This window comes from Enterobacter cloacae complex sp. P47BA (assembly GCF_014930485.1).
GTDB classification, from domain to species: domain Bacteria; phylum Pseudomonadota; class Gammaproteobacteria; order Enterobacterales; family Enterobacteriaceae; genus Enterobacter; species Enterobacter bugandensis.
In genome coordinates this window covers 150,959-163,275 of record NZ_JADBRF010000001.1, presented here as the reverse complement: position 1 = coordinate 163,275, position 12,317 = coordinate 150,959, and the positions used below count along the sequence as shown (strand labels likewise).

The window sequence follows — 12,317 nt, the reverse complement described above, 5'->3', positions numbered from 1 at the left end:
CGAGGCAATGTGATGAGTGATAATAATGAGCTGGGCATTCTCGCCCGCCGCAAAATTGAAGCTGAAATTATTAAGCCAATTTATGAAATCCTGGTGCGCGAGATAGGGAAAGCCCGCGCCCAGGCGGTGATTGGCGAGGCCATTGAGCAGGCCGCGATTGACGCTGGCAAAGGGTTTGCCAGCAAAGAACCCAACGGCGCGAACATCAAGAGCTTTATCGCCCTGCAGTATCTGTGGGAGAAAGATAACGCCCTGGACGTGAAGGTGATCGACGCTGACGACCAGCAGTACAACTACAATGTGACCCGCTGTCGCTACGCGGAGATGTACCACGAGATGGGGCTGGGCGAGATCGGTCATCTGCTCTCCTGCGCGCGCGATGAAAAATTCATCGTTGGCTATGCGCCGGACGTAGAGCTAACCCGCACCACGACCATTATGCAGGGCGGTGCGTGCTGTGATTTCCGCTACCGCAGCGGTAAGGACAAGCCATGATCCGCGTCAACGCCGAACGGCTGTGGTCAACGCTTGAGATGATGGCGCAGATCGGCGGCACGCCCGCCGGTGGCGTCACCCGTCTGGCACTGAGCGAGGAAGATCGTATTGCGCGTAACCTGCTGCGCGACTGGGCGCTGGACGCCGGTTTTTCCTGTGACGTCGACAGCATGGGCAATATGTTTATCCGCCGCGCGGGGAAAAACCCGCAACTCGCGCCGGTCATGACCGGTTCGCACGTGGATACCCAGCCGCTGGGAGGGAACTACGACGGCGTTTACGGCGTGCTGGCCGGGCTGGAGCTGCTGCGCACCCTCAATGACCATCACCTTGAGACGGAACGTGACGTTGTGCTGGTCAACTGGACCAACGAAGAAGGCGCGCGCTTTGCGCCAGCCATGCTCGCTTCAGGGGTCTGGACGGGGCAATTTAGCGAAGCGTACGCCCATGCCCGCGCGGATAGCGACGGTATCAGCGTGGGTGAAGCGCTGGAAAGCATCGGCTACCGGGGTGAAGCCCCTGCCCGCGCGTTTCCGGTTCACGCCTGCTACGAGCTGCACATCGAACAGGGCCCGATTCTGGAAGATGAAGCACTGGATATCGGGTTAGTCCGCGCGGCAATGGGCCAGCGCTGGTTTACCCTGACGCTGGACGGGTTTGCCGCCCACGCGGGCACCACGCCGATGCACAGCCGCCGAGACGCGCTGACCGCGTTCTCGGAGCTGGCGCTGAAGGTGGAGGAGATTGGCTATCGGCACGCGCCGGACGGACGTGCGACCATCGGTATGGCGCAGGTTACGCCAAACTCGCGCAACGTCGTCCCGTCTCGAGTGGTCTGCAGCGTGGAGTTTCGCCATCCGGCGCTGACGGCACTGGAAGCCATGGAGGCGGCGCTGCATAAGGTGGCTGAAAGCCTGAGCCTGCGCGGCGTGGCGGCTCTTGTTGAGCGCATTTTTGACTACGCGCCCATCGCGTTTGATGCCGAATGTCTGGCCCGCACGGAGAAGGCCGTGGCGGAACTGGGCTACTCGGCGAAACCGATGGTCTCGGGGGCGGGACATGACGCCTGCTATGTCAGCAAGATTGCCCCTGCCAGCATGATTTTTATCCCCTGCGTGAAGGGCATCAGCCATAACGAAGCGGAAAGGATCCTGCCGGAGTGGTCGGAGAAAGGGGCGAACGTGCTGTTGCACAGCGTCCTGTCCGCGGCCCAGGAAAAATAAACCGGGTGGCGCGGCTCGGACAACCGCGCCCGTAGGCCCGGTAAGCGCAGCGCCACCGGGCGTGTTTTACGGCTTCGGCACCTTCGCCAGGCTAAACCAGATCCCCACTGCCAGCAACAGCAGCATTCCACCCGCACTCCCCAGCGCCACGCTGTGGGAGGTAATAAACGCACTTTTCGCCGCCTCAATCACCGGCTCCGCGAGGGACGGCGTCAGATCCTGCGCCACCTTCATCGCTTCACCAATCGATGACGAGGCTTTATCGACGAGCGAGGCATTCAGCCCCTGCGGCAGGTCAATGGACGCCGAGAAGCTGCGGGTCAACAGCAGACCAAAAATAGCGATCCCCAGCCCGGCGCCAAGTTCATAGGACATGGTTTCAATCGCCCCTGCGGCAGCGGCTTTCTCCTTCGGCGCGGCAGCCATAATGGCGGAGGTCGAGGCCAGCAGCGCGCTGGCGGCGCTGAAGCCCAACAGCACCATCAGGCTCCACGCCTGCCACTGCTGCGTGCTGAAATCGAGCATCGAGAGGCCGATGAAACTGACCGCGCTGAGCCCCATGCCACCCGCAGCGACAATGCGCAGCCCAAGACGCCCCACCAGTACCCCGGCGATCGGCCCGCTAAACCCGCTCGCTACCATGACCGGAAGCATAAACATGCCCGCTTCAAATGGCGTAAAGCCGTGAACGAATTGCAATTCCTGCGCCATCAGCAGCTCAAACCCGACCAGGGCAATCATGGCGGTCATCGCCATTACCACGCCGCTCAGAATGATGCGATGGCAGAACAGGCGCATATCGATCATCGGAATGCGGGCGCGAAGCTGAATACGCACGAAGATAAACAGCAGCACCGAGCCGGTCACCAGCGCGGAGGCAACCAGCCACGGCGACAGGACGCCTTTGAGCGCGGTTTTGGCACTGTAGACCAGCAGCAAAATTGCCACAATCAGCATGATGGCATGACTGATATTCAGCGGCTGCTCCGGTCGGCCCTGCTGACGGGGCACAAAACGCGCGGCCAGCGACACCACTACCAGCACAATCGGCACGTTGATTAAAAACACCGATCCCCAGTAAAAATGCTCGAGTAACATACCGCCAATCAGCGGACCAAATGCCGCGCCACCTGAGCCAACGGCCGCCCAGACGCCAAGTGCGATATTACGATCTTTCGCGTCGGTAAACAGCGTGCGGATCCCGGCCAGCGTAGCCGGAATGATCATCGCCGCACCGATTGCCAGCGAGGCGCGCGCCGCAATCAGCCACCCGGCTGACGGCGCAAAGGCTGCCGCCAGGGACGACACCCCAAACAGCGTGCTGCCGATCATCAGCAAGCGTTTAAAGCCAATGCGGTCACCCAGGGCACCCATCGGCAGCACCATCCCCGCCATCACCAGCGAGTAAATATCAATGATCCACAACAATTCGTTTCCGCTGGCACCCAGCGTCATGCTCAATGTCGGCGCCGCCACGTGCAGCACCGTCGCGTCAATCGCGACCGGGATATAGACCAGCACGATAATCACTAACGCTAACCACTGACGAAACATAAATTTCCTTTTCATTTTAAACATGGACACATGTCCAGGATGCGATCCTACGTAAAGTTGAACGAGTGTCCAGCTTTTTGTTACACTCGTTTCATTCCCATTGAGAGTGAGTAAACATGCGATATCTGAGCAAGGATGAACGGCGGGAAGCAATCTTACAGGCCGCCATGCGCGTGGCGCTCGCCGAGGGGCTGGCGGCGATGACGGTGCGGCGCATTGCAACTGAAGCGGGCGTTGCTACCGGGCAGGTCCACCACCACTTTGCCTCCGGCGGTGAGTTAAAATCGCTGGCATTCGTTCGCCTGATCCGCGAGCTATTAGATGCCGACGTGGCGGATGAACGTGCCACCTGGCGAGAGCGGTTGCACAGCATGCTCGGCAGCGACGATGGTAAGTTTGAGCCTTATATCCGACTGTGGCGGGAAGCCCAAATTCTCGCCAGCCGTGATCCCGAGATCAAAGCGGCTTATGTCCTCACCATGGAGATGTGGCATCAGGAAACCGTGGCGATTATCCGCGCCGGGGCTGATGCCAGCGCGTTCACGCTTACCGATCGGGCGGAAAATATCGCCTGGCGTTTAATAGGGCTGGTTTGTGGCCTGGATGGGATCACCGTATTAAATATGCCTGAAATGGACGATGCGGCATTTAATAAACATCTCGACAAACTTATCACGCTGGAATTGTTTTAATACTCCTTCCGGAGTATAAATTCCGCAAAATGTTACAATTAGTAACACATTAAGCGAGCCCTTATTTTCATTCTAATCTCGGGGGTTCGCTTTTTTATCTATCCTTTCAGATGTATCCCAAAGCATCCCAAAAAACCAATAACACTTCTTTAATCATCTTTTTGTTTTTACTTCATTTTTCTCTCAAACATGGTAAGCAAGAGGGCGATATGTCGCAACAAAGTGATAAAAGTAATCCCCATTTGTTGAGTAACTGGAAACCTGAAAACGCGCAATTTTGGGAGAATAAAGGAAAACATATCGCACGAAGAAACCTATGGATTTCTGTAGCTTGCCTGCTATTAGCGTTTTGCGTGTGGATGTTATTTAGCGCCGTTGCGGTCAATCTGAATAAAGTCGGATTTAATTTCACCACCGATCAGCTTTTTATGCTAACGGCATTACCTTCACTCTCTGGCGCGATATTGCGCGTGCCCTACTCGTTTATGGTGCCAATATTTGGCGGACGCTACTGGACGGTATTGAGCACCGTTATCCTGATTATCCCCTGCGTCTGGCTGGGGATAGCCATTCAGGACACCGCGATACCTTACTGGGTCTTTATCGTGATTGCCCTGCTCTGCGGTTTTGCCGGGGCCAACTTTGCCTCCAGCATGGGTAACATCAGCTTCTTCTTCCCGAAGGCCAGACAGGGCAGCGCGCTGGGCATCAACGGCGGGTTGGGAAATCTGGGCGTCAGCGTGATGCAGCTGTTTGCTCCGCTGGTGATTTTCCTGCCAATGTTTACCTTCCTCGGCGTGCACGGCGTACCGCAGGAGGATGGCTCAACGATGTGGCTGGCCAATGCGGCCTGGGTCTGGGCGCCGCTGCTGCTGCTGGCAACCCTTGCGGCGTTTTTTGGCATGAACGATATCGCCAGCTCTAAAGCCTCTATCGCCAGCCAGCTGCCGGTACTGAAGCGCTTTCACCTCTGGCTGCTGAGCCTGCTTTATCTTGCTACCTTCGGCTCGTTTATCGGCTTCTCGGCGGGCTTTGCCATGCTGTCGAAAACCCAGTTCCCGGACGTGAACATCCTGCACCTCGCTTTCTTTGGCCCCCTGATCGGCGCGCTGGCGCGTTCGGCGGGCGGGATGGTCTCTGACAGGCTGGGCGGCGTGCGCGTCACGCTGATTAACTTCGTCTTTATGGCTATCTTCAGCGCCCTGATCTTCCTGACGCTCCCCGGCTCTGGCTCCGGCAGCTTTATCGCCTTCTACCTGGTCTTTATGGGCCTGTTCCTCACCGCTGGGCTGGGCAGCGGTTCGACCTTCCAGATGATCGCGATTATCTTTCGCCAAATCACCCTCGACCGCGTCAAAAAGCAGGGCGGCACGGACGAACAGGCGCAGCATGAAGCGGTGACGGAGACCGCCGCCGCGCTGGGCTTTATCTCCGCCATCGGTGCCGTTGGCGGGTTCTTTATCCCTAAGGCGTTCGGCACATCGCTGGCAATGACCGGTTCGCCGGTTGGGGCCATGAAGGTCTTCCTCGTGTTTTACATCGTCTGCGTGTTCGTCACCTGGCTGGTGTATGGCCGTAAATCCTCAAAAAAATAAAAACTACATCTTCGCCGGAGCGTGATGCATCGCACTCCGGACATGCTATCGAAGCAGGAGAAATGTCATGAGCAAACTGTTGGACCGCTTCCGTTACTTCAAAACAAAAGGCGACAGTTTCGCCGATGGGCACGGGCAGGTGTATCACACCAACCGCGACTGGGAGGACAGCTACCGCCAGCGCTGGCAGTTCGACAAGATTGTGCGTTCCACCCACGGGGTAAACTGTACAGGCTCCTGTAGCTGGAAGATTTATGTCAAAAACGGCCTGGTGACCTGGGAAACCCAGCAGACCGACTACCCCCGCACCCGCCCTGACCTGCCCAATCACGAGCCGCGCGGCTGCCCGCGAGGCGCAAGCTACTCCTGGTATCTCTACAGCGCCAACCGCCTTAAGTACCCGCTGGTGCGCCGCAGGCTGATTGAACTCTGGCGCGAGGCGCTGGCGCAGCATACCGATCCGGTGCTGGCCTGGGATGCCATCCAGAACGATCCGCAAAAGGCGCAAAGCTACAGGAAGGCGCGGGGTAAAGGCGGGTTTATCCGCTCAAACTGGAAAGAGCTGAACCAGCTGATCGCCGCCGCTAACGTCTGGACTATCAAAAACTACGGCCCGGACCGCGTGGCCGGTTTTTCGCCTATTCCGGCGATGTCGATGGTCTCCTACGCCGCCGGAACGCGCTATCTCTCCCTGCTGGGCGGCACCTGCCTGAGCTTCTACGACTGGTACTGCGACCTGCCGCCTGCGTCGCCCATGACCTGGGGCGAGCAGACCGACGTGCCGGAGTCCGCCGACTGGTACAACTCCAGCTATATCATTGCCTGGGGCTCGAACGTGCCGCAGACGCGTACTCCGGACGCCCACTTCTTTACCGAGGTGCGCTACAAAGGCACCAAGACCGTTGCGATTACGCCGGACTTCTCGGAGGTCGCCAAGCTCAGCGACCAGTGGCTGGCCCCCAAACAGGGCACCGACAGCGCCCTCGCCATGGCGATGGGCCACGTCATCCTCAAAGAGTTCCACCTCGATAACCCGAGCGATTACTTCCTTAACTACTGCCGCCGCTACACCGACATGCCGATGCTCGTGCTGCTGGACGAGCAGGCTGACGGTCGCGTGGTGCCGGGCCGGATGCTGCGCGCCTCCGATCTCTTCGACGGACTGGGGGAGGCCAATAACCCAGAGTGGAAGACCGTCGCCTTCGATATTGCCGGTAACCTGGTGGTGCCAAACGGCTCGATCGGCTTCCGCTGGGGGGAAAAAGGCAAATGGAACCTGGAGCCTCAGGCTGCGGGCCATGAAACAGAACTCACCCTCTCCCTACTGATTACCCACGACAGCGTGGCGGACGTCGCGTTCCCCTACTTTGGCGGCAACGAAAACCCGCATTTTCGTAGCGTGAAGCAGGAGCCGGTGCTGACGCGCCGCGTGCCGAGCAAAACCCTGACGCTCGCCGACGGCAGCCAGAAACGCGTGGTCAGCGTTTACGATCTGGTGCTGGCTAACTACGGTCTCGATCGCGGCCTGGAAGACAGTAACGCCGCAGACAGCTATGACCAGATCAAAGCCTACACGCCCGCCTGGGGCGAGCAGATCACCGGCGTGCCCGCATACCTGATCGAAAAAATTGCCCGCGAGTTCGCCGACACGGCGCACAAAACGCACGGTCGCTCGATGATCATTCTGGGTGCCGGGGTGAACCACTGGTACCACATGGACATGAACTACCGCGGGATGATCAATATGCTGGTCTTCTGCGGCTGCGTCGGGCAGAGCGGCGGCGGCTGGTCCCACTATGTCGGCCAGGAGAAGCTGCGCCCGCAAACCGGCTGGCTGCCGCTGGCCTTCGCGCTGGACTGGAACCGTCCGCCTCGCCAGATGAACAGCACCTCGTTCTTCTACAACCACGCCAGCCAGTGGCGCTACGAGAAGCTCACTGCGCAGGAGCTGCTCTCCCCGCTGGCGGACGCGTCGAAGTTCACCGGACATCTGATCGACTTTAACGTTCGCGCCGAGCGCATGGGCTGGCTGCCGTCGGCCCCGCAGCTCAACCTCAACCCGCTGCACGTCAAGGAGCGTGCGGACGCGGCGGGCATGACGCCGCAGGAGTACACCGTTCAGGCGTTGAAATCGGGCGATATCCGCTTCGCCTGCGAACAGCCGGACAACGGCAAGAACCACCCGCGCAACCTGTTCGTCTGGCGCTCTAACCTGCTCGGCTCGTCCGGGAAAGGCCACGAGTACATGCTGAAATACCTGCTCGGCACCGAGAGCGGCATTCAGGGTGAAGATTTAGGCTCAACGGATGACGTGAAGCCTGAAGAGGTGGAGTGGCAAACCGCCGCCATCGAGGGCAAACTCGACCTGCTGGTGACGCTCGATTTCCGCATGTCCAGCACCTGCCTGTTCTCCGATATCGTCCTGCCGACCGCCACCTGGTATGAAAAGGACGACATGAATACCTCGGACATGCACCCGTTTATTCATCCGCTTTCCGCCGCCGTTGACCCGGCGTGGGAATCGCGCAGCGACTGGGAGATCTACAAAGGCATCGCCAAAGTCTTCTCCGAGGTGTGCGTTGGCCATCTGGGCACAGAAACCGACGTGGTGCTCCAGCCGCTGCAGCATGACTCCCCGGCGGAGCTGTCGCAGCCGTTTGATATTCAGGACTGGCGCAAAGGGGAATGTGACCTGATCCCCGGCAAAACGGCGCCGAACATCGCGGTGGTGGAGCGTAACTACCCGGAAACTTACGAACGCTTCACCGCCCTCGGCCCGCTGATGGACAAGCTCGGCAACGGCGGGAAAGGCATTTCGTGGAACACGCAGAACGAGGTCGATTTCCTCGGCAAGCTGAACTACGTCAAGCTCGACGGCCCGGCGAAAGGCCGCCCGCGCATTGAAACCGCCATTGACGCCTCGGAGGTGATCCTCGCCCTCGCCCCGGAAACCAACGGACAGGTGGCGGTGAAGGCCTGGGAAGCGCTCGGGGAACTGACCGGGCGCGACCACACCCATCTGGCGCTGAACAAGGAAGACGAGAAAATCCGCTTCCGCGACATTCAGGCGCAGCCGCGCAAAATCATCTCCAGCCCGACGTGGTCCGGCCTTGAGAGCGAGCACGTCTCCTATAACGCGGGCTATACCAACGTCCACGAGCTGATCCCGTGGCGCACTCTTTCGGGCCGCCAGCAGCTGTATCAGGATCATCCGTGGATGCGCGCCTTCGGGGAGAGCCTGGTGGCCTATCGCCCACCGATTGATACCCGCAGCGTGACCCACATGCGCGAGATCCCGCCGAACGGCTTCCCGGAAAAAGCGCTGAACTTCCTGACGCCGCACCAGAAATGGGGCATCCACTCCACCTACAGCGAAAACCTGCTGATGCAGACCCTGTCGCGCGGGGGACCCATCGTCTGGATCAGCGAAACCGACGCCCGCGAGCTGGGCATAGAGGACAACGACTGGATCGAAGCCTTCAACGCCAACGGCGCCCTCACCGCCCGCGCGGTGGTCAGCCAGCGCGTGCCGCCGGGCATGACCATGATGTACCACGCCCAGGAGCGCATCCTGAACATTCCCGGGTCAGAAGTGACCGGACGGCGCGGGGGGATCCACAACTCGGTCACCCGCGTCTGCCCAAAACCGACGCACATGATCGGCGGCTATGCGCAACTGTCCTACAGCTTCAACTATTACGGCACCGTCGGCTCGAACCGCGACGAATTCATCATGATCCGCAAAATGAAAAACATTAACTGGCTGGATGGCGAAGGTCGGGATCAGGTACAGGAGGCGAAAAAATGAAAATACGCTCACAGGTTGGCATGGTTCTGAATCTCGATAAATGCATCGGCTGCCACACCTGCTCGGTCACCTGCAAGAACGTCTGGACCGGGCGCGAAGGGATGGAGTATGCGTGGTTTAACAACGTGGAGACCAAACCGGGGATTGGCTACCCGAAAAACTGGGAAGATCAGGAGGAGTGGCAAGGCGGCTGGATCCGCGGCATACACGGCAAGCTGACGCCGCGCCTCGGCGGCAAAATGGGCGTGCTGTCGAAGATTTTCGCCAACCCCGTCCTGCCGCAGATTGACGATTATTACGAACCCTTCACCTTTGACTATCAGGATCTGCACCGCGCACCGGAGGGGGATCATCTCCCTACCGCCCGCCCCCGCTCGCTGATCGACGGCAAGCGGATGGATAAAATCGTCTGGGGGCCAAACTGGGAGGAGCTGCTGGGGGGCGAGTTCGAAAAACGCGCCCGCGACCGCAACTTCCAGAAGATCCAGAAAGAGATGTACGGCCAGTTTGAAAACACCTTCATGATGTATCTGCCGCGCCTGTGCGAGCACTGCCTGAACCCGAGCTGCGTCGCCACCTGCCCGAGCGGCGCGATTTACAAGCGCGAAGAGGACGGCATTGTGCTGATCGACCAGGATAAATGTCGCGGCTGGCGCCTGTGCATCAGCGGCTGCCCGTACAAAAAAATTTACTTCAACTGGAAAAGCGGCAAGTCAGAAAAATGCATCTTCTGCTACCCGCGCATTGAGTCCGGCCAGCCGACCGTTTGTTCGGAGACCTGCGTCGGGCGAATCCGTTATCTCGGCGTGCTGCTGTACGACGCGGACCGTATTGAAGAGGCCGCCAGCACCGAGCATGAAACCGATCTGTACGAGCGCCAGTGCGACGTGTTCCTCAACCCTAACGATCCGGCGGTGATTGAGGAAGCGCTGAAACAGGGCATTCCACAGAACGTGATTGATGCCGCCCAGCGTTCGCCGGTCTACAAGATGGCGATGGACTGGAAGCTGGCCCTGCCGCTGCATCCTGAATACCGCACCCTGCCGATGGTCTGGTACGTGCCGCCACTGTCGCCGATTCAGTCCTACGCGGATGCGGGCGGCCTGCCGCAGAGTGACGGCGTCCTGCCAGCCGTGGAAAGCCTGCGCATTCCAGTGCAGTACCTGGCAAACATGCTCAGCGCGGGCGATACCGGCCCGGTGCTGCGCGCCCTGAAGCGCATGATGGCGATGCGTCACTATAAACGCTCCCAGACCGTGGAAGGCGTGACCGATACCCGCGCCATTGAGGAAGTGGGCCTGACCGAAGCGCAGGTTGAGGAGATGTACCGCTATCTCGCCATCGCTAACTACGAAGATCGCTTCGTGATCCCGACCAGCCACCGCGAAATGGCGCGCGACGCCTTCCCGGAGAAAAACGGCTGCGGCTTCACCTTCGGCGACGGCTGCCACGGCTCCGACACCAAATTCAACCTCTTCAACAGCAGCCGCATCGACGCGATTAACATCACCGAGGTGCGCGAACACGGGGAGGGAGAATAATGCAGATCCTTAAAATCATCGCGCTGCTGATTGAGTATCCCGATGAGTTGCTGTGGGAAAACCGCGATGAGGCGCTTTCCCTGGTTGAGCAGGACGCGCCCATGCTGCTGCCGTTTGCCCGGCAGCACCTGAGCGCCCCGCTGCTGGATAAGCAGGCCGAATGGTGCGAGGTGTTTGAACGCGGGCGCGCAACGTCCCTGCTGCTGTTCGAACACGTTCACGCCGAGTCCCGCGATCGTGGTCAGGCGATGGTCGATCTGATGAGCCAGTATGAGAAAGCCGGGCTGGAGCTGGACTGCCGCGAGCTGCCCGACTATCTGCCGCTCTACCTGGAATACCTCAGCCTCGTCACCGACGACGAGGCGCGTGAAGGATTGCAAAATGTCGCGCCGATCCTGGCGCTGATTGGTGGTCGCCTCAAGCAGCGCGGCGTGGCGCATTACCAGCTGTTTGACGCCCTGCTGACGATGGCCGGTACGCGGCTTTCCAGCGACAGCGTGGCGAAGCAGGTGTCCGGTGAAAAACGGGATGATACCCGTCAGGCGCTGGACGCCGTGTGGGAAGAGGAACAGGTGAAGTTTATCGAAGACAACGCCTCATCGTGCGACAGTTCGCCGATGCAGCAATATCAACGACGCTTTAGCCAGGACGTCGCGCCGCAGTACGTGGACGTCAGCGCCGGAGGCCCAAAATGACGCACTACCTGAACGTGTTTTTCTATGATATTTACCCGTATATCTGTGCTACCGTTTTTTTCCTCGGCAGCTGGCTGCGCTACGACTACGGGCAATACACCTGGCGGGCCTCATCGAGCCAGATGCTCAGCAAGCGCGGGATGAACTGGGCCTCTAACCTGTTTCATATCGGGATTCTGGGGATCTTCTTCGGGCACCTGTTCGGCATGTTAACCCCGCACTGGATGTACGCCTGGTTTTTACCCGTCGCGGTTAAACAGCAGCTGGCCATGATTGCGGGAGGCATTTGCGGCGTACTGACGCTGATTGGTGGGTCAATGCTGCTGATCCGCCGCCTCTTCAACCAGCGGGTACGCGCCACGTCCACCACGCCGGATATTATCATCATGAGTATCCTGCTGCTTCAGTGCATCCTGGGGCTGTCGACCATTCCTTTCTCCGCGCAATATCCTGACGGAAGCGAGATGATGAAGCTGGTCGGCTGGGCGCAGGGGATCGTAACGTTTAAAGGGGGCTCGTCGGAGATGTTGAGCGGCGTCGCGCCGATCTTCCGCGTGCATCTGGTGCTGGGGATGACGATCTTCCTCATCTTCCCGTTCACCCGTCTGGTGCACGTGTGGAGCGCACCGTTTGAGTATTTTACCCGTCGGTATCAGGTGGTGAGATCGCGCCGTTGATTTTGTCGGGTGGCGGCTTCGCCTTACCCGACCTACG

9 protein-coding genes are annotated in these 12,317 nt (G+C 59.4%); 8 read left to right on the top strand and 1 reads right to left on the bottom strand.

Annotated elements, in window-relative coordinates; all coding sequences use genetic code 11:
* Window positions 1–12 precede the first annotated feature (12 nt).
* Window positions 13–495: an L-2-amino-thiazoline-4-carboxylic acid hydrolase gene (locus tag IM299_RS00780; RefSeq protein ID WP_028013263.1), complete on the top strand. Its 483-nt coding sequence runs from the start codon at window positions 13–15 to the stop codon at window positions 493–495.
* Complete coding sequence (locus IM299_RS00775; RefSeq protein WP_193356843.1) at window positions 492–1,718, top strand: Zn-dependent hydrolase; 1,227 nt, start codon at window positions 492–494, stop codon at window positions 1,716–1,718. Before IM299_RS00780 ends, IM299_RS00775 begins: the two co-directional genes overlap by 4 nt.
* 66 nt (window positions 1,719–1,784) lie before the next feature.
* Here the strand turns inward: IM299_RS00775 and IM299_RS00770 are convergent, their stop codons facing one another.
* Entirely contained in the window at window positions 1,785–3,272 is a 1,488-nt protein-coding gene (locus IM299_RS00770) for an MFS transporter (RefSeq protein ID WP_193356842.1), read from the bottom strand.
* 116 nt (window positions 3,273–3,388) lie between these two features.
* On the opposite strand from IM299_RS00770, the gene IM299_RS00765 reads away from it, so the two are divergent.
* From IM299_RS00765 to narI, 6 genes are all read left to right on the top strand, one after another.
* Complete coding sequence (locus IM299_RS00765) at window positions 3,389–3,964, top strand: TetR family transcriptional regulator (RefSeq protein WP_041909823.1); 576 nt, start codon at window positions 3,389–3,391, stop codon at window positions 3,962–3,964.
* Window positions 3,965–4,173: 209 nt separating this feature from the next.
* Entirely contained in the window at window positions 4,174–5,559 is a 1,386-nt protein-coding gene (locus IM299_RS00760; protein WP_193356841.1) for a NarK family nitrate/nitrite MFS transporter, read from the top strand.
* Window positions 5,560–5,626: 67 nt separating this feature from the next.
* The gene (locus IM299_RS00755; protein WP_193356840.1) at window positions 5,627–9,367 is read left to right on the top strand and encodes a nitrate reductase subunit alpha; all 3,741 of its coding nucleotides are present in this window, start codon (window positions 5,627–5,629) and stop codon (window positions 9,365–9,367) included.
* Window positions 9,364–10,908 (top strand): nitrate reductase subunit beta, encoded by a 1,545-nt coding sequence (gene narH, locus IM299_RS00750; protein ID WP_008501747.1) that lies wholly within the window; start codon window positions 9,364–9,366, stop codon window positions 10,906–10,908. Before IM299_RS00755 ends, narH begins: the two co-directional genes overlap by 4 nt.
* Window positions 10,908–11,603 (top strand): nitrate reductase molybdenum cofactor assembly chaperone, encoded by a 696-nt coding sequence (narW, locus tag IM299_RS00745; protein ID WP_041909815.1) that lies wholly within the window; start codon window positions 10,908–10,910, stop codon window positions 11,601–11,603. Before narH ends, narW begins: the two co-directional genes overlap by 1 nt.
* A complete protein-coding gene (gene narI / locus IM299_RS00740; RefSeq protein ID WP_022648214.1) occupies window positions 11,600–12,280 on the top strand; it encodes a respiratory nitrate reductase subunit gamma in 681 nt (226 codons plus the stop codon). Before narW ends, narI begins: the two co-directional genes overlap by 4 nt.
* Window positions 12,281–12,317: the final 37 nt, after the last annotated feature.

Bases quoted from the DNA above. Each gene is read 5' to 3' on its own strand.
- IM299_RS00770 (WP_193356842.1), bottom strand. From the start codon at position 3,272: ATGTTTCGTCAGTGGTTAGCGTTAGTGATTATCGTGCTGGTCTATATC.
- IM299_RS00780 (WP_028013263.1), top strand. From the start codon at position 13: ATGAGTGATAATAATGAGCTGGGCATTCTCGCCCGCCGCAAAATTGAA.
- IM299_RS00760 (WP_193356841.1), top strand. From the start codon at position 4,174: ATGTCGCAACAAAGTGATAAAAGTAATCCCCATTTGTTGAGTAACTGG.
- IM299_RS00755 (WP_193356840.1), top strand. From the start codon at position 5,627: ATGAGCAAACTGTTGGACCGCTTCCGTTACTTCAAAACAAAAGGCGAC.
- IM299_RS00775 (WP_193356843.1), top strand. From the start codon at position 492: ATGATCCGCGTCAACGCCGAACGGCTGTGGTCAACGCTTGAGATGATG.
- IM299_RS00765 (WP_041909823.1), top strand. From the start codon at position 3,389: ATGCGATATCTGAGCAAGGATGAACGGCGGGAAGCAATCTTACAGGCC.
- narW (WP_041909815.1), top strand. From the start codon at position 10,908: ATGCAGATCCTTAAAATCATCGCGCTGCTGATTGAGTATCCCGATGAG.
- narH (WP_008501747.1), top strand. From the start codon at position 9,364: ATGAAAATACGCTCACAGGTTGGCATGGTTCTGAATCTCGATAAATGC.
- narI (WP_022648214.1), top strand. From the start codon at position 11,600: ATGACGCACTACCTGAACGTGTTTTTCTATGATATTTACCCGTATATC.